The sequence below is a fragment of the Salmonella sp. SJTUF15591 genome, assembly GCF_043356435.1.
GTDB classification, from domain to species: Bacteria; Pseudomonadota; Gammaproteobacteria; order Enterobacterales; family Enterobacteriaceae; genus Salmonella; species Salmonella enterica.
Map to the genome: position 1 here is coordinate 352,470 of NZ_JBEUJO010000001.1, position 17,325 is coordinate 369,794.

Annotated in this window: 20 protein-coding genes and 2 tRNA genes; 12 read left to right on the forward strand and 10 right to left on the reverse strand. The window is 50.0% G+C overall.

Annotation, left to right across the window (positions count from 1 at the left end):
• Positions 1–44: 44 nt before the first annotated feature.
• Positions 45–941 (reverse strand): aldo/keto reductase family oxidoreductase, encoded by an 897-nt coding sequence (locus tag ABVM99_RS01680; protein WP_000250721.1) that lies wholly within the window; start codon positions 939–941, stop codon positions 45–47.
• A gap of 50 nt (positions 942–991) precedes the next feature.
• Positions 992–1,231 (reverse strand): DUF1289 domain-containing protein, encoded by a 240-nt coding sequence (locus ABVM99_RS01685; protein WP_001538148.1) that lies wholly within the window; start codon positions 1,229–1,231, stop codon positions 992–994.
• 102 nt (positions 1,232–1,333) lie between these two features.
• Between ABVM99_RS01685 and ABVM99_RS01690 the strand changes: the two genes are divergently transcribed.
• The 4 genes from ABVM99_RS01690 to rnt all read left to right on the forward strand — a co-directional run bounded on the left by ABVM99_RS01690 (position 1,334) and on the right by rnt (position 4,313).
• Positions 1,334–1,933: a TetR/AcrR family transcriptional regulator gene (locus ABVM99_RS01690; protein WP_001649614.1), complete on the forward strand. Its 600-nt coding sequence runs from the start codon at positions 1,334–1,336 to the stop codon at positions 1,931–1,933.
• A gap of 58 nt (positions 1,934–1,991) precedes the next feature.
• Entirely contained in the window at positions 1,992–3,089 is a 1,098-nt protein-coding gene (locus tag ABVM99_RS01695) for an alkene reductase (protein ID WP_000092928.1), read from the forward strand.
• Positions 3,090–3,157: 68 nt separating this feature from the next.
• Entirely contained in the window at positions 3,158–3,565 is a 408-nt protein-coding gene (gene gloA / locus ABVM99_RS01700) for a lactoylglutathione lyase (RefSeq protein ID WP_001237787.1), read from the forward strand.
• Between the two features lie 100 nt (positions 3,566–3,665).
• Complete coding sequence (gene rnt / locus ABVM99_RS01705) at positions 3,666–4,313, forward strand: ribonuclease T (RefSeq protein WP_001282267.1); 648 nt, start codon at positions 3,666–3,668, stop codon at positions 4,311–4,313.
• A gap of 77 nt (positions 4,314–4,390) precedes the next feature.
• Here the strand turns inward: rnt and grxD are convergent, their stop codons facing one another.
• Positions 4,391–4,738 carry a monothiol glutaredoxin 4 gene (grxD, locus tag ABVM99_RS01710; protein WP_000108176.1) on the reverse strand — a complete coding sequence of 116 codons (348 nt, stop codon included), beginning with the start codon at positions 4,736–4,738 and terminating at the stop codon, positions 4,391–4,393.
• A 334-nt stretch (positions 4,739–5,072) separates the two neighbouring features.
• Between grxD and ABVM99_RS01715 the strand changes: the two genes are divergently transcribed.
• Both ABVM99_RS01715 and sodB read left to right on the forward strand, forming a co-directional pair.
• Complete coding sequence (locus ABVM99_RS01715; RefSeq protein ID WP_001520344.1) at positions 5,073–5,894, forward strand: C40 family peptidase; 822 nt, start codon at positions 5,073–5,075, stop codon at positions 5,892–5,894.
• Positions 5,895–6,020: 126 nt separating this feature from the next.
• Positions 6,021–6,602, forward strand: a complete 582-nt coding sequence (sodB, locus tag ABVM99_RS01720; protein ID WP_000007299.1) for a superoxide dismutase [Fe] — start codon at positions 6,021–6,023, stop codon at positions 6,600–6,602.
• 82 nt (positions 6,603–6,684) lie between these two features.
• Here the strand turns inward: sodB and ABVM99_RS01725 are convergent, their stop codons facing one another.
• Positions 6,685–6,774, reverse strand: a complete 90-nt coding sequence (locus ABVM99_RS01725) for a YnhF family membrane protein (RefSeq protein ID WP_000102277.1) — start codon at positions 6,772–6,774, stop codon at positions 6,685–6,687.
• A gap of 295 nt (positions 6,775–7,069) precedes the next feature.
• Between ABVM99_RS01725 and purR the strand changes: the two genes are divergently transcribed.
• A complete protein-coding gene (gene purR, locus ABVM99_RS01730) occupies positions 7,070–8,095 on the forward strand; it encodes an HTH-type transcriptional repressor PurR (RefSeq protein WP_000190992.1) in 1,026 nt (341 codons plus the stop codon).
• Here purR and punR read toward each other — a convergent pair.
• On the reverse strand, positions 8,092–9,024 hold the full coding sequence (punR, locus tag ABVM99_RS01735; protein ID WP_000269523.1) for a DNA-binding transcriptional activator PunR: 933 nt from the start codon (positions 9,022–9,024) through the stop codon (positions 8,092–8,094). The genes purR and punR overlap by 4 nt on opposite strands.
• Positions 9,025–9,136: 112 nt before the next feature.
• Here punR and punC point away from each other — a divergent pair, with 112 nt between their 5' ends.
• Both punC and cfa read left to right on the forward strand, forming a co-directional pair.
• The gene (gene punC, locus ABVM99_RS01740) at positions 9,137–10,342 is read left to right on the forward strand and encodes a purine nucleoside transporter PunC (RefSeq protein ID WP_023195121.1); all 1,206 of its coding nucleotides are present in this window, start codon (positions 9,137–9,139) and stop codon (positions 10,340–10,342) included.
• A gap of 289 nt (positions 10,343–10,631) precedes the next feature.
• Positions 10,632–11,780, forward strand: a complete 1,149-nt coding sequence (gene cfa, locus ABVM99_RS01745; RefSeq protein ID WP_000098879.1) for a cyclopropane fatty acyl phospholipid synthase — start codon at positions 10,632–10,634, stop codon at positions 11,778–11,780.
• 41 nt (positions 11,781–11,821) lie between these two features.
• Here cfa and ABVM99_RS01750 read toward each other — a convergent pair whose 3' ends face one another.
• Positions 11,822–12,463 (reverse strand): riboflavin synthase, encoded by a 642-nt coding sequence (locus ABVM99_RS01750; RefSeq protein ID WP_000493971.1) that lies wholly within the window; start codon positions 12,461–12,463, stop codon positions 11,822–11,824.
• A gap of 216 nt (positions 12,464–12,679) precedes the next feature.
• Here ABVM99_RS01750 and mdtK point away from each other — a divergent pair, with 216 nt between their 5' ends.
• The 3 genes from mdtK to ABVM99_RS01765 all read left to right on the forward strand — a co-directional run bounded on the left by mdtK (position 12,680) and on the right by ABVM99_RS01765 (position 14,368).
• Positions 12,680–14,053, forward strand: coding sequence for a multidrug efflux MATE transporter MdtK (gene mdtK / locus ABVM99_RS01755; protein WP_001175077.1), 1,374 nt, complete (start codon positions 12,680–12,682; stop codon positions 14,051–14,053).
• A gap of 151 nt (positions 14,054–14,204) precedes the next feature.
• Positions 14,205–14,281 (forward strand) — tRNA-Val (locus tag ABVM99_RS01760).
• A 10-nt stretch (positions 14,282–14,291) separates the two neighbouring features.
• A tRNA-Val gene (locus tag ABVM99_RS01765) sits at positions 14,292–14,368 on the forward strand.
• Between the two features lie 157 nt (positions 14,369–14,525).
• Here the strand turns inward: ABVM99_RS01765 and ssaU are convergent.
• From ssaU to ssaR, 4 genes are read right to left on the reverse strand one after another with little or no spacing between them, the layout of a single operon-like run.
• Complete coding sequence (ssaU, locus tag ABVM99_RS01770; protein ID WP_023195122.1) at positions 14,526–15,584, reverse strand: SPI-2 type III secretion system apparatus protein SsaU; 1,059 nt, start codon at positions 15,582–15,584, stop codon at positions 14,526–14,528.
• Positions 15,581–16,360, reverse strand: coding sequence for an SPI-2 type III secretion system apparatus protein SsaT (gene ssaT / locus ABVM99_RS01775; protein WP_000068770.1), 780 nt, complete (start codon positions 16,358–16,360; stop codon positions 15,581–15,583). Before ssaT ends, ssaU begins: the two co-directional genes overlap by 4 nt.
• Positions 16,361–16,627: an SPI-2 type III secretion system apparatus protein SsaS gene (gene ssas / locus ABVM99_RS01780; protein WP_000999982.1), complete on the reverse strand. Its 267-nt coding sequence runs from the start codon at positions 16,625–16,627 to the stop codon at positions 16,361–16,363.
• Positions 16,624–17,271: an SPI-2 type III secretion system export apparatus protein SsaR gene (gene ssaR / locus ABVM99_RS01785; protein ID WP_000056367.1), complete on the reverse strand. Its 648-nt coding sequence runs from the start codon at positions 17,269–17,271 to the stop codon at positions 16,624–16,626. Before ssaR ends, ssas begins: the two co-directional genes overlap by 4 nt.
• Positions 17,272–17,325: the final 54 nt, after the last annotated feature.

Sequence of the window (17,325 nt, forward strand, 5' to 3'; positions counted from 1 at the left end):
AAACCACTGGCGAAAACATGTACGGAAAGTCAACGAGTTGGCGATTACGGCACGTCATAACCCAGTGCCGCCTTGCGGATTCGGAACCACTGTTGACGCGACAATGACAGCGTTTCCGCTTCTAGTGCGGCGCGTACGCGTTCGATTTTACCCGAGCCAATAATCGGCAGCGGCTGCGACGGCAAACGTAAAATCCAGGCATAGACCACCTGTTCAATAGAACTGGCGTTGAGTTCTTGCGCGATAACGGAAAGTTCCTGGCGCAACGGCTGATAAGCCTCATCATTAAACAGCCGGCCGCCGCCAAGACATGACCAGGCCATCGGACGAATACGCAGTTGCTGTAATTGATCTAATGTGCCGTCCAGCAACAAAGGCTGGTGAACCGGCGAGATCTCCACCTGGTTGGTCGCCAGGGTGAACGGCAGGCGCGATTGCAGCAACGTAAATTGCGCTGGCGTAAAATTAGAAACGCCAAAATGGCGCACTTTGCCGCTTTGATGCAGATGTTGAAACGCCTCGGCGACGTCATCCGCATCCATTAACGGATCGGGACGGTGAATTAACAACATATCCAGATAATCTGTCGCCAGATTTTTTAATGACTGTTCGGCGCTCAGAATAATATGGCGGCGATCGGTAATATAATGACCGAGCCTATTTTCCGCTCTGGCGGTGGTCGCAATACCGCATTTGGTAACGATTTGCAGTTTTTCCCGCAAATGCGGCGCCAGCGTTAGCGCCTCGCCAAACGCCGCTTCGCACTGATAACCGCCATAAATGTCCGCATGGTCAACGGTAGTGACGCCCAAATCCAGATGTTCTTCGATAAAACTCACTAACTGACGCGCGGACATATTCCAGTCCATCAAACGCCAGTAACCCATGACAAAACGCGAAAACTCCGGGCCTTGTGGAGCGATGGTGACACGCTGAACCATAACAGATTCCTCATAGAGAATAATGAGGTTGAGTATACGCAATTCCGCGTTTAAAAGAGTGAAGGTTGTTGAGGATCTTCCGATGGGAGAGGCTTGTTTGCGCGTATTTTACGCAAGAAACGCTGGCGACAAAGCCGCAGTACATTTTGTTTCTCGGCATCGCTCATTTTTTGCCAGTTAAACCGTTCGTCGCGGCTGCGCATACATCCCCGACAAAAGCCACGCTCATCAGACTGGCAGATACCGCGACATGGGCTTGCTACAGGAAAAAACTCCAACTGCTCGGCCACATCCCCTCCTCAACGTTTGGCGCTTATGACTATTGAAGACGCTAACTGACATTATGGCAACTCTGCTTGCAGTAGACCGACTGGTCTACTATACTGCCTGTCATGAATAAGCAAACCGAACACGATACCCGCGAACATCTGCTGGCCACCGGCGAGCAGCTTTGTATGCAACGGGGTTTTACCGGCATGGGGCTTAGCGAGTTGCTCAAAACCGCCCAGGTGCCTAAAGGGTCGTTTTATCACTACTTTCGCTCGAAAGAAGCCTTCGGCGTCGCCATGCTTGAGCGACATTACGCCTGCTATCATCAGCGTCTTACGGCGCACTTCACCTCCGGTCCCGGTAATCATCGCGATCGTCTTCTCGCCTGGTATCAGGAAACGTTAAAGCAGTTTTGCCAGCAAGGCGCCATTAGCGGTTGCCTGACGGTGAAACTGTCAGCGGAGGTCTGCGATCTGTCGGAGGATATGCGCTCTACGATGGATAAAGGGGCGCAGGAGATCATGGCACTGCTTGCACGCGCGCTGGAAGATGGCCGTAATAGCCACTGTTTACATTTCACCGGCCAGTCGTTGCCACAGGCGCAGGTACTTTATGCCCTGTGGCTGGGCGCCAATTTGCAGGCCAAAATATCCCGTAGCGCCGCGCCGCTGGAAAATGCGTTGGCGCATGTTAAGACCATCATTGCAACGCCTGAGCATTAACAGGCGTTTTTATTTCCTTTATTACAAGACGACCGGTCTACTTATATCAGGAGCCACTATGTCATCAGCAAAACTGTTTACCCCCCTCAAGGTGGGTGCCATCACGGCGACAAATCGCGTATTTATGGCGCCTTTGACGCGTTTGCGGAGTATTGAACCGGGCGACATTCCTACGCCGTTAATGGCGGAATATTACCGTCAACGCGCCAGCGCTGGATTGATCATCAGCGAAGCCACACAAATCTCCGCACAGGCGAAAGGCTATGCCGGCGCACCGGGATTACACAGCGATGAGCAGATCGCCGCCTGGAAAAAAATCACTCAGGGAGTCCATGCCCAGGGCGGCCATATGGCGGTGCAACTGTGGCATACGGGCCGTATTTCACACGCCAGCCTGCAACCAGGCGGACAAGCGCCCGTCGCGCCATCCGCTATCAATGCGGGAACCCGCACCTCTTTGCGTGACGAAAACGGCCAGGCCATCCGCGTAGAGACTTCCACGCCGCGCGCGCTGGATACTCATGAGATCCCCGGGATCGTCAACGATTTCCGCCAGGCTATCGCCAATGCCCGAGAGGCAGGCTTCGACCTGGTGGAGCTGCACTCCGCGCACGGTTATCTGCTACACCAGTTCCTCTCACCTTCTTCTAATCACCGTACCGATCAGTACGGCGGCAGCGTAGAGAATCGCGCCCGTCTGGTGCTGGAGGTGGTTGATGCCGGCATTAAGGAATGGGGCGCGGACCGTATCGGCATCCGCCTTTCTCCTGTCGGCACTTTCCAGAATGTCGATAACGGCCCGAATGAAGAAGCTGACGCCCTTTATCTGATTGAAGCGTTAGGCAAACGCGGCATTGCTTATCTGCATATGTCTGAACCAGACTGGGCGGGCGGCGAACCGTACAGCGACGCGTTCCGTGAAAAAGTGCGCGCGCGTTTCCACGGTCCCATCATCGGCGCTGGCGCCTATACGCCAGAAAAAGCGGAAGATCTGATCGAAAAAGGGCTGATTGACGCCGTGGCGTTTGGTCGCGATTACATCGCTAACCCGGATCTGGTGGCGCGTCTGCAACGTAAAGCGGAACTTAATCCACAGCGTCCCGAAAGTTTTTATGGCGGCGGCGCGGAAGGCTACACTGACTACCCTACTCTGTAATTTCATTGATAGCGGCCGCACATCGCCGCTATACTTTGAATATCTTGACTATTTTAAGGACAACGAAAATGCGTTTATTGCATACTATGCTGCGCGTCGGCGATTTGCAGCGTTCCATCGCTTTTTACACTAACGTTCTGGGCATGAAATTGCTGCGTACCAGTGAGAATCCGGAATACAAATACTCGCTGGCCTTTGTGGGATATGGTCCGGAAACGGAAGAAGCGGTCATCGAACTAACTTATAACTGGGGCGTTGAGAGCTACGACATGGGCAATGCGTACGGGCATATCGCGCTGAGCGTTGACAATGCTGCTGAAGCCTGTGAACGCATTCGTCAGAACGGCGGCAACGTGACCCGTGAAGCGGGGCCGGTAAAAGGCGGTTCGACCATCATCGCCTTCGTTGAAGATCCGGATGGCTATAAAATCGAATTGATTGAAGCTAAAGACGCAGGCCGCGGTCTGGGTAACTGATCCCACGCCGGGCGCAGGTCACTGCGCCCGTTGTTTTACTGCATCCCGGCGTAAAATTTGCCATAATACGCACTGCATTTTTTCGTATTAAGAGACTCAGATGTCCGATAACGCTCAACTTTCCGGTCTGTGCGACCGTTTTCGTGGTTTTTATCCTGTCGTCATCGACGTTGAAACTGCAGGATTTAACGCTAAAACCGATGCGCTGCTCGAAATCGCCGCCATCACGCTGAAAATGGATGAACAAGGCTGGCTGATGCCGGACATGACGCTACATTTCCATGTGGAGCCGTTCGCTGGAGCCAACTTACAGCCGGAAGCGCTCGCGTTTAACGGTATCGATCCCTCTAACCCGCTACGCGGCGCGGTGAGTGAATATGAGGCGCTACATGCTATTTTCAAAATGGTGCGTAAAGGTATCAAAGACAGCGGTTGTAGCCGCGCCATTATGGTCGCGCATAACGCCACTTTTGATCACAGTTTTATGATGGCCGCCGCAGAGCGCGCCTCGCTGAAACGTAACCCGTTTCATCCGTTCGTCACCTTTGATACTGCGGCATTGAGCGGACTGGCGCTGGGACAAACGGTGTTATCAAAAGCGTGCCTGGCGGCAGGTATGGAGTTTGACGGTGAAAAGGCCCACTCCGCTTTGTATGATACCGAGCGGACAGCGGTGCTGTTTTGTGAAATTGTCAATCGCTGGAAGCGCCTGGGCGGCTGGCCGTTACCTTTGCCGACGGACAAATAACGAGGCTAACAACGCCGCTCTTGCTCACGATGGCGGTAAAAAAGCGACCTTTACAGGTCGCTTTCCCCTTTCACAGATTACTCTGCGTCCGGCTCCTGAGTTTTATATTTTGCCGCAGTTTCTTTAATAAGCTGCTGCAGCTCGCCACGCTGATACATTTCAATCACAATATCACACCCGCCGACCAGCTCGCCGTCCACCCACAGTTGTGGGAATGTCGGCCAGTTGGCGTATTTCGGTAATTCAGCGCGAATATCCGGGTTTTGCAGGATATCAACATAGGCAAAACGTTCCCCGCAGGCTGAAAGCGCCTGAACGGCCTGCGCAGAGAAACCACAGCTTGGCAGTTTCGGTGAACCTTTCATATACAGGAGAATCGGGTTTTCAGCGATCTGGCGCTGAATTTTTTCGATAGTGGTGCTCATTGTCTCGCTTCCTTAAACTACTTTTACGACTGAAGCCTGTCATTGTAACGGGTCAGGCTGGCAACGGAAAATAACATTTTCATCATGCCTTATTATTTTACCGTCTGCGGGAATAAGTTGTATACAAAATATCTTTTAAGCGGGTTGCCGCTCAGTGATTTGTAGATAACGCGTTCGTGTTTAGCATTAATTGCTATATTTTTACATCTGTTAACGAAACACAGCTTCAGAAACCAAAAGCAATTACCAATCTGTGCTTTTGTAGATTAGAATTATCAGGTTTTGTAAATCATACGCAGGCATGAATCGCCTGCCTTTAACAGAGGATTGCTCAGTGGCGCGGATAAACAAAATCTCGATCACGCTCTGTGCTTTACTTTTTACTACTCTCCCCTTTACGCCAATGGCCCATGCTTCCAGGCAAGCCAAAGCGACGCCTGCTGTTTCTCATGTCACGAAAACGGCAGATAAAAAGAAAAGCACAACGAAAAAGATCAGTAAGACCAGCAAAAAAAACGTAAAAAAAACCTCAAAAACCAGCCGTTCTTCTTCCGCTTCTACGCCAAAACGTACCACCGCCTCCACGAAATCTCGTCATACGACGCATCGTCGTAACAGAACCGCGCCCACGTCAATCGCCGCCCTCGACGTAACGGAAAAATGCACGACGCGTAAAGGCCGTAAGCCGCACTGCGTGAAGGGGAAAGGAACATTGCCGGTCTCTATTGCCGATGCGCATCGTGCAAAAGTACAAAAAGCGACGAAGACCGCGATGTCCAAACTCATGAACCAGATTGGTAAACCGTATCACTGGGGAGGCGCATCGCCGCGCACCGGTTTTGATTGCAGCGGTCTGGTTTATTATGCCTATAAAGATTTAGTGAAGATCCGTATCCCCCGAACGGCGAATGAGATGTATCACCTGCGTGACGCGGCGCCCATTGAGCGTAGCGAGTTGAAAAACGGCGATCTGGTGTTCTTTCGTACGCAGGGGCGCGGCACCGCCGATCACGTTGGCGTCTATGTCGGCAACGGTAAGTTTATTCAGTCCCCGCGCAGCGGTCAGGAAATTAAGATCACCTCACTGAACGAAGAGTACTGGCAACGTCATTATGTCGGCGCCCGCCGGGTGATGACGCCTAAAACAATTCGCTAATATTTTATCCTGTCGTTTAACGACAGGATAACTTCTTCTTTTGCGCCACCTCTCAATTTGCTACCCTATCCTTACGCGCACCAGGGGTATTGTGCGTGCGCAATATTAATAATAAGGAGAGAAGCAATGTCGTTCGAATTACCTGCATTACCGTATGCCAAAGATGCTCTGGCGCCGCATATTTCTGCTGAGACGCTGGAATATCACTATGGCAAACATCATCAGACTTACGTGACCAATCTTAACAATTTGATCAAAGGCACGGCGTTTGAAGGCAAATCGCTGGAAGAGATCGTGCGCACTTCCGAAGGTGGTATCTTTAATAACGCCGCTCAGGTGTGGAACCACACCTTCTACTGGAACTGCCTGGCGCCAAACGCTGGCGGCGAACCGACCGGGAAACTGGCTGATGCTATCGCGGCATCTTTTGGCAGCTTCGCGGAATTTAAAGCGCAGTTCACCGATGCCGCTATCAAAAACTTTGGTTCCGGATGGACATGGCTGGTAAAAAGCGCTGATGGCAAACTGGCTATCGTTTCTACCTCAAATGCCGGTACGCCGCTGACTACGGATGCAACGCCGTTGCTGACGGTTGATGTGTGGGAACACGCGTATTACATCGACTACCGCAACGCCCGTCCAAACTATCTGGAGCATTTCTGGGCGCTGGTTAACTGGGAATTTGTTGCGAAAAATCTCGCCGCATAAGTCTGAGTACGCAGAAGGTACGCCTTCTGCGTTTTAGAGAGGGATAGAATAGAGGAGACGCCCACCCTCAGAAGAGAGGAAATCAGTGCAGAGCGGCCGTTAATCCACCTGCGACAATCACGCCCAGAACAATCAGCGTAGTAATCAACGAAAATTTCAGGTCGGTACTCATCAAGTTTTCTCCTTTTTATTCCCACACAAAAAGTGATATAGCGCATTTTTGCACATTCCCGCACAAAAATCTCTCATGTTTTATATTGATAACTGTTTTTAACGCTTCCCCTTTTCCTCAAGATCAGACAAAATTCCAGGCTTACTGAATTAGCGTAACGGCCATTGACCCCTTCCTGACGTTCCGTGTCGTTTTTCCGGCGTGCCGCAACCCTGATGTTGCGATTAGGGTGTGTGTAGGCAAACGTTTACCTGGCGTTTCTCAGGAGCTTAGCGAGGGTCTGGAGTGAAATGTAATGGCAACAATTAAAGATGTAGCGAAACGAGCAAACGTTTCCACTACAACTGTATCACACGTAATCAACAAAACGCGTTTTGTCGCTGAAGAAACGCGTAACGCGGTCTGGGCGGCAATTAAAGAGCTGCACTACTCTCCCAGCGCCGTCGCGCGTAGCCTGAAGGTTAACCATACCAAGTCGATAGGCTTACTGGCGACCAGCAGCGAAGCGGCCTATTTTGCCGAAATTATCGAGGCGGTTGAAAAAAACTGTTTCCAGAAAGGCTATACGCTGATTTTAGGCAACGCCTGGAATAACCTGGAAAAACAGCGCGCCTACCTGTCCATGATGGCGCAAAAGCGCGTGGATGGCCTGCTGGTGATGTGTTCTGAGTATCCAGAACCTCTGCTTTCCATGCTGGAAGAGTATCGCCATATTCCGATGGTGGTGATGGACTGGGGTGAAGCGAAGGCCGATTTTACCGACACGGTGATTGATAACGCCTTTGCAGGCGGCTATATGGCGGGTCGTTATCTGGTTGAGCGCGGCCACCGGGATATCGGCGTTATTCCCGGCCCGCTGGAGCGCAACACCGGCGCGGGCCGGCTGGCAGGCTTTATGAAAGCCATGGAGGAGGCGTTGATCAACGTGCCGGACAACTGGATTGTTCAGGGCGACTTCGAGCCGGAATCCGGTTACCACGCGATGCAGCAAATTTTATCGCAGTCACATCGCCCTACCGCCGTTTTCTGCGGCGGCGATATTATGGCGATGGGCGCGCTTTGCGCGGCTGACGAAATGGGGCTTCGCGTACCGCAGGACGTTTCGGTGATCGGTTATGATAATGTGCGTAACGCCCGTTTCTTTACCCCGGCGCTGACGACGATTCACCAGCCCAAAGACTCTTTAGGCGAAACCGCATTTAATATGCTATTGGATCGCATCGTCAATAAGCGCGAAGAGTCACAGTCTATTGAAGTTCATCCACGCCTGGTTGAGCGTCGCTCGGTCGCTGACGGCCCGTTCCGCGACTATCGGCGTTAATCCCCGCTGTCGGGAGCCTCTTCTGGCTCCCGCAGCCACTCCCGATTCAACGTTTCGCTATCGCCCAAATAGTCCAGCAGCCATGCCAGCGCGGGCGAGGCTTCGTTTTGCTGCCACGTCACGCAACAGGCCGCATCGGGAAACGGATTCTCTAACGTCAGCGCCACCCATTTTCCGCTGTCTATCCACTGTCGGGCAAAATGCGTCGGCACCATTCCCACGCATAGTCCTGCCGACAGGCAGGTTGCCGATGACTCCCAGTCCGGTACGACGACCCTTTTTTGGTTATCCAGCAACCAGGTAATCCGTTTCGGTAAGGTTCGCGAAGTGTCTTCCCTGACCAGCGACGGCCAGTTGCGCAGGGTATCATCGCTTAACGGCCCAGGCATCGACGCCAGCGGGTGATCGCTTGCCACTACGCAGCTCCAGCTCAGGGTCCCCATATCCCGAAAAGCGTAACGCCCCCCTACCGGAATCGCCTGCGTCGCCCCAATCGCCAGTTCGACACGCCCGTCGGAGAGCGCGTCCCAGACGCCGTTAAACACCTCCTGAAAAACCAGCAGTTCCACATCGTCAAAATGGCGATAGAAATCGACGATCATCTGCCGGGTACGTTCTGGTCTGACGATATTGTCCACCGCAATAGCTAACTGCCCGCGCCAGCCATTAGCAATTTGCTGACACTGTTGGCGAGTGATCTGCATTTTTTTGATAACAGAACGCCCTTCTTTTAAAAACCAGACGCCAGCAGGCGTCAGTTCAACATCACGGTGACGTCGTACAAAAAGCGGTACGGCCAGCCACTCCTCTAGCTGACGAACGGTGTAACTGACTGCTGAAGGCACACGGTGCAGTTCTTGCGCCGCCGCGCTAAAACTGCCATTGCGCGCCACGGCGTCAACCACTTCAAGCGAGTATTCCGACCACATAATTTGCCTACAAAAATTTTGAATTCACTGGACAAATATTAACGTTTCACAACCGTAATTTCACTCCCTACACTCTGCGACAATGTCTGTCTGATAAGAAAGAGAAACAAATATGCAACCTGGAAAAGGTTTTTTAGTCTGGTTAGCCGGCCTTAGCGTGCTGGGGTTTCTGGCTACGGACATGTACCTGCCCGCGTTTGCCGCCATACAGGCGGATTTACAAACGCCTGCCGCCGCGGTCAGCGCCAGCCTCAGCCTGTTTTTAGCTGGCTTTGCCGTCGCGCAACTCCTCTGGGGACCGCTATCGGATCGTTATGGCCGTAAACCGATTTTACTGCTGGGGTTATCTATCTTTGCGCTCGGAAGTCTGGGGATGCTGTGGGTAGAAAGCGCGGCAGCACTGCTGACGCTGCGCTTTGTGCAGGCCGTCGGCGTTTGCGCGGCAACGGTAATCTGGCAAGCGCTGGTGACCGATTATTATCCTTCGCAAAAAATTAACCGTATCTTCGCCACTATCATGCCACTGGTGGGATTATCCCCGGCGCTTGCGCCCTTACTGGGAAGCTGGATACTGACGCATTTCTCATGGCAGGCGATTTTCGCCACCCTGTTCGTGATTACGTTGTTGCTGATGTTGCCGGCGCTGCGCTTAAAACCATCGGTAAAAGCGCGTACCGAAGGACAGGATAAACTCACTTTCGCGACGTTGTTACGCTCTAAAACCTATCGCGGTAATGTGCTGATTTATGCCGCCTGTTCCGCCAGCTTTTTTGCGTGGCTAACAGGGTCCCCGTTTATTCTCAGCGCGATGGGTTACAGCCCGGCAGTGATTGGCCTGAGCTATGTTCCGCAAACCATCGCTTTTCTGATTGGCGGATATGGTTGCCGCGCGGCGCTACAAAAATGGCAGGGCTACCAATTGCTTCCGTGGCTGCTAGGGCTGTACGCGCTGAGCGTTATCGCCACATGGGGAGCGGGCCTTCTGAATAACGCCTCACTGGTGGAGATCCTGATTCCTTTCTGCGTAATGGCGATTGCTAATGGCGCCATCTACCCTATCGTCGTCGCGCAAGCGTTACGCCCTTTCCCTCAAGCCACTGGGCGCGCTGCGGCGCTACAAAATACGCTGCAGCTGGGGTTATGTTTCCTGGCAAGCCTGGTGGTTTCATGGCTCATCAGTACGCCGCTACTGACTACCACCAGCGTAATGCTCTCTACCGTTGTTCTGGCGGCGTTAGGTTACAAAATGCAGTCTCATGCAGAGTGCGCTGAGACCAGGTTTCCTCATGCCAATGTCGCCCACGACAAGTCTCACTAAAAGCTTGTTAACCGCTGGTAATTAGCACGCTAACAATTTTCGGTTGAATCATCAAAAATTGCGGCCTATACTGATTCACGGTTGTTTATATTACGATAATTATTAGGCATTAACGGGAACCGGAGCGTTCCCGATTCACCATGGATGGCCTTTTCGGCAAGGGCTCCTCCCTTCCTCTGTTCTACGTCGGATAACTGGCTCACGGAATTGTCCGTGGGATTTCTCACAAAGCCAAAAAAGCGTCTACGCTGTTTTAAGGTTCTGATCACCGTCCAGTGATGGAGAAACTATGAGTTCATCGTGTATAGAAGAAGTCAGCGTACCGGATGATAACTGGTACCGAATCGCCAACGAATTGTTAAGTCGCGCGGATATTACAATTAATGGTTCCGCCCCGTCTGACATTCGTGTTAAGAATCCCGATTTTTTTAAACGCGTCCTTCAGGAAGGATCGTTGGGGTTAGGTGAGAGTTACATGGATGGCTGGTGGGAATGCGAGCGTCTGGATATTTTCTTCAGCAAAGTCTTACGTGCCGGTCTTGAAAATCAACTCCCCCACCATGTTAAAGATACGCTCCGTATCCTCGGCGCGCGTCTGATTAATCTACAAAGTAAAAAACGCGCCTGGATTGTCGGCAAGGAACATTACGATCTTGGTAATGACCTTTTTTCCCGTATGCTCGATCCCTATATGCAATATTCTTGCGCCTACTGGAAAGATGCCGATACGCTGGAAGCGGCACAGCAAGCCAAGCTGAAATTAATTTGCGAAAAGCTACAGCTACAACCGGGGATGCGTGTGCTGGATATCGGCTGCGGCTGGGGCGGCCTGTCACAATATATGGCGACCCATTATGGCGTTAGCGTGGTGGGCGTAACGATCTCCGCTGAACAACAAAAAATGGCGCAGACGCGTTGCGAAGGTCTGGATGTCTCCATTCTCCTGGAAGATTATCGCGACCTTAACGATCAGTTTGACCGAATCGTCTCTGTCGGCATGTTCGAACATGTCGGGCCAAAAAATTACAACACCTATTTTGAGGTCGTTGACAGGAATTTAAAACCGGATGGTCTTTTCCTGCTCCATACTATTGGTTCTAAAAAAACCGATCATAATGTCGATCCGTGGATCAATAAGTATATTTTCCCCAACGGTTGCTTGCCGTCTGTTCGTCAAATCGCCGAGGCCAGCGAATCACACTTTGTAATGGAAGACTGGCATAACTTTGGCGCCGACTATGACACGACTCTGATGGCGTGGCATGAGCGCTTTATCAATGCCTGGCCAGAGATTGCGGGCAATTATAACGAGCGCTTTAAACGTATGTTCAGCTATTATCTCAACGCCTGCGCGGGTGCGTTTCGCGCGCGTGATATCCAGCTTTGGCAGGTGGTATTTACGCGCGGCGTTGAAAACGGTCTGCGCGTTCCTCGCTAATCATCTCCCCCGCATTTCATGCGGGGGAATCTTATTTTCCGTTAGCCAATGTCGGCCTGATTTCTGACCGCATTTTCTCGCGCAGCCAGTACGCGTTCTACGGTATCGACAACCGCCTGCGTTTGCGGATCGATCTCGATATTCACACGCTCACCCAGTTTTTTTCTGCCAAGCGTAGTACGCTCCAGCGTTTCCGGAATGAGATGCACGCAGAAGCGCGTTGGCGTTACCTCGCCGACGGTCAAACTGATGCCGTCGACGCCGATAAAGCCTTTGTACAGGATATACTTCATCAGGGACGCATCCTGCACTTTAAACCACACCTGATGGTTATTTTCGGAGGTCAGGATTTTCGCGATCTCCGCCGTCGTAATAATATGCCCCGACATCAGATGTCCACCGATTTCATCGCTGAATTTGGCGGCGCGCTCTACGTTGACCTCATCACCCACCCTCAACGCGCCCAGATTGGTGATGCGCAACGTTTCTTTCATCAGATCAAAGCTTATCTGGTTGCCGTTTATTTCAGTCACCGTCAAACAGCATCCGTTATGCGCTACCGACGCCCCCGTCTCCAGCCCCTCCAGCATGTAGTCCGGTAACGTCACCACATGGGTGCGAAAGTTGGGTTTTTCATCAATCGATACCAGTTTCGCGGTACCCTGTACGATCCCCGTAAACATATCTTCAACTCCTGAAATAAATAAAAGCAGAACTGTTCAGCACAATAGCAGGTGGAAAAACAGCTTGCCAGCAATGCGCCGTTAACAACTGTTTTTTCGCTGGAGAAATAGTAATACCCCGCTACAATAGACTGAAATTTCCCCTGCTATTTCTTTTGGCTGCCACTACGGCGGCTTTTTAGTCTTTCATATAACAACAAAATAAAAGGTGAATACGTGCAGAAGTATACCAGTGAAGCGCGTCAGTTATTAGCGTTAGCGATACCGGTGATCCTTGCGCAAGTGGCACAGACCGCAATGGGATTCGTCGATACCGTCATGGCAGGAGGCTATAGCGCTACGGACATGGCTGCCGTCGCTATCGGCACCTCTATCTGGCTTCCCGCCATTTTGTTTGGTCACGGCTTACTGCTGGCCTTGACGCCTGTGATTGCGCAACTCAATGGCTCCGGCCGTCGTGAGCGTATCGCGCATCAGGTTCGACAAGGGTTCTGGCTGGCGGGCTTTGTCTCCGTGCTGGTGATGATCGTCCTGTGGAATGCCGGATACATTATCCGCTCTATGCATAATATTGATCCGGCGCTGGCCGATAAAGCCGTGGGTTATCTTCGCGCGCTACTGTGGGGCGCGCCAGGATACCTTTTCTTCCAGGTAGCGCGAAACCAGTGCGAAGGTCTGGCCAAAACCAAACCGGGTATGGTGATGGGATTTTTGGGCCTGCTGGTGAATATTCCGGTGAACTATATTTTTATCTATGGCCATTTTGGTATGCCTGAACTCGGCGGTATCGGCTGCGGCGTTGCGACCGCGGCGGTCTATTGGGTGATGTTTATCGCCATGCTTTCTTACATTAAACACGCGCGTTCAATGCGTGATATTCGTAATGAAAAAGGCTTTGGCAAACCTGATAGCGTCGTCATGAAGCGCCTGATTCAACTGGGGTTGCCGATTGCGCTGGCGCTGTTCTTTGAAGTGACGTTATTTGCGGTCGTTGCGCTGCTGGTTTCGCCATTAGGTATTGTGGATGTCGCGGGTCATCAGATTGCGCTTAACTTTAGCTCGCTGATGTTCGTACTGCCGATGTCGCTGGCTGCGGCGGTGACGATTCGAGTGGGTTATCGTCTGGGCCAGGGCTCAACGCTGGATGCGCAAACCGCAGCGCGTACCGGTTTAGGCGTCGGCATTTGTATGGCTGTGGTTACCGCGATCTTTACCGTGACTCTGCGTAAGCATATTGCTTTGCTCTACAATGACAACCCCGAGGTCGTGGCGCTTGCCGCGCAATTAATGCTGCTCGCTGCGGTTTACCAGATTTCCGACTCTATACAGGTTATTGGCAGCGGTATTCTGCGCGGTTATAAAGATACGCGTTCCATCTTTTTTATCACCTTTACTGCCTACTGGGTGTTAGGTTTACCCAGCGGTTATATCCTGGCGTTAACGGATTTGGTGGTGGATCGTATGGGACCGGCAGGCTTCTGGATGGGGTTCATCATCGGCCTGACCTCGGCGGCGGTGTTAATGATGCTACGGATGCGCTATCTACAACGTCAGCCGTCCGCCATCATTTTGCAGCGCGCTGCGCGATAATACGACGATAGCCGTCGCATGGCGGCTATTTTCTCGACATGTTGCATATTTCCACCGCAATCAGGTGATTTCAGGAAGAAAATTGCGATTTCCCTCTTGCCTCATTGCAGTTGTGACGCTAATATTCGTCCCCGTTGTCACCTACAACGTTGCGTTCATAGCTCAGTTGGTTAGAGCACCACCTTGACATGGTGGGGGTCGTTGGTTCGAGTCCAATTGAACGCACCATCATTTTAATGCGTCTGTAGCTCAGTTGGTTAGAGCACCACCTTGACATGGTGGGGGTCGATGGTTCGAGTCCATTCAGACGCACCAATCCATTATCTTGTTTAATTTTATAATACGCTACCTGGTGCTTGTGCCAGGCTAAAAGCGATTATTTTCAGTCCCTCACCTTTATCGTCAAGCGCTGCTCTATACGCTATTACCCTCTTAACCTTCGCAGTGGCCTGAAGAAGCATACCAAAAGCATTTATGGTGTTTCGGTAGAATGCGCATAATCTATCTTCATCACCATACGTAACAAGGCTGCAACGGGTTCAAATAACGTTTCAGGAATTTTATCTCCACGTTCCACTTCAAAAAATAATGAGCGGGCCAGCTCAACATTTTCAACAACGGGGATGCAGTTACGTTCAGCGATGTTAACAATATAGTTAGCTTGAGCATCACTGCCTTTTTCCAGAACGCGTGGTATTGGCATATCGGTGGGGTGATAGCCAAGACAAACCGCAATATGCGTTGGATTACGCACTACCGCAACGGATTGTTTAACAGATTGAGCTAAACTCCCACTTTGTATTTCACTCTGCATTTCCCGACGCCGTGTCTTCATTTGAGGGTCTCCCTCCAGATCTTTATGCTCCTGTTTTACGTCATCTTTACTCATTTTTAGATCTTTTCTAATCTTATAATATTGAAAAGAATAGTCCAGAATGCCAACGACGATATAAAAAGCCATCACCCCTACCCATAACCATTTTATTAAAGAAGAAACCACAAGCACGCCACAGGCTAACCCACAGTACGGTAGCGCCCGAAAAGTACTGGCATAATAATAAAAGAAAAAGGCAAAGATAAGAGATAACATGATAACTTTTAGGCTGGATTTACATAATTCTACTACGCTATGTAAAGAGAATATCTGCTTAAAATTACTTACCGGATTTATATGCTCGCTTTTAAAACCAATGGCCTTGCTGGCAATAACCACCCCCACCTGAAGAAGCACGCTACCCACAGTAGCAACTATTACCCCAGCGCCCAGAAACAACAGTGCAGAAGTCAGTGACTCTATTAAAGCATGACTCAATTGCGTTAATGCATAAGAAAATGGTTTATTTACTAATTGTAATGTGAAAGTTATTGACGCAATCAGTATCAAAATCATCTTTTCAGTAAAGAAATGAAAATACAAATAAAGCGCAATCAGCTGAAATAATGATGTTATTTCAATACTTTTGACGACCTGCCCTTCCTTACGGCCATCACGTAATTTCTTTTCTGTAGGCTGTTCTGTTTTCTCGCTCATACAGATGGGAACCAGTCTTTCAGATAAATATAAAATTTATCGCTTTCAACCAAATAGTGATGAAGAGCATAAGGGAATGAGATCAGGAGCGTTAGTAAAACTAATATACTTTTGAGCGGCATTGAGAAGAAAAATACATTCAATTGTTGTGCCGACCGATTTAAAAGACCTAAAGCCAGATCGGCTAATACCATACATATTATGGCAGGAACAGAAAAACTGATGCATAATTGATAAAGTGTTCTCCACTCCGCCTGGATATATTTTAAAAATTGCCGGTCAAATAATAAAGTACGCCCCGGTGGTAAATATTGGTATGACTCATACAGAATGTTTAATATAAACTCCATGCCGCCGCTTATAAAGAAAATAACACACAAAAACTGGCTGAAAAGCAAGCCAAAAAGTGAGGTTTCAGCTTCCATTGTAGAATTGAATATCGTACCCATTGTCGCGCCACGTAAAGTATCAAGCAGAAACCCCGCCATATCAACGGCCCAAAAGGGAACCGCCGCACAAAACCCAATTAAAAAACCAATAATCACCTCTCCGGTGACTAACCCTAACCAACTGTAATCTTTACCAATATGCATCATAATCTTCTGCTGGTAAATGATTGGTAATATGGGAAAGGTAAGTGACATAAGCACGCCATTACGTAAAAGCGCGGACCCTAAACTGCCACTTTTTAATAGGGGAAGTAATAAAGAGAGGCTCAATGGTCGAATAAAAGCCACAGCCAATGCAATAAGCCACTCATTTACCTGTTGTGCCATTCAACCATGCTCTCCAATTCGTAACATTATCTGCCGGGTATAATTCAACAGGATACCGCTAAGCCATGGGTAGCTGACCATTAAGGTTATTGCAATTGCCAATAATTTAATCATGAACTGTAGCGTTTGGTCCTGTATTTGAGTCAAGGCCTGAACAAGGCTTACGATGACACCAACTACCGATGCCACCAACACCACCGGCATAGACGTAAACAGGACGATCCATAAAAGTTGCGTTACAAATTGCGTCAATTCAGAATCATTCATGAAAAGCTCTGTACCAATTGCGCCAGTGTCAGATCCCAACCGCCTGCCAGTAAAAATATTAGCAGCTTAAACGGTAATGAAATGGTCATCGGCGACACCATCATCATTCCCATAGCCAGCAGTATATTTGAAATAAGCAGGTCAATAGCCAGAAAGGGAAGATAAATAAGTAATCCAATCCGAAATGCCTGCGTCAACTGACTCACCGTAAATGCCGGAATTAATATGAGCAAAGAATCAGGTTTTATCTTTCTTTTTATGTCTTCAGGCCAGGTTCGTTTTATCAAATTCCGAAAATAATTGGCTTCCTTCTCTTCAGAGTTTTTTTGCAAAAACTGTCGATAAGGCGCTAATGCTTTACTGTCCCACTCAGACGTCCAGAAAGGAGCGCCAGCGACCTGAACCGGATGCCAGCGCTCTTTTACAGCCAATAGCGTCGGCCCCATAATGAATAAGGAAAGTACAAGCGCAAGGCCATACAGTGCGATATTTGGGGGAACTTGTTGAATACCCAGAGCATTTCGTAAAATCGAAAATACCACCGCCAGTTTAAGGAAAGAGGTTCCCATGACGATAATGAGAGGCAGTATTGAAAGCAGAAACAATATACCAATCAGTTGCAAAGGCGAATCGGGTAAAGACATACTGTATCTCTCATGACACGACCTGGAACGCTATTATATTGTTCGCATATTATT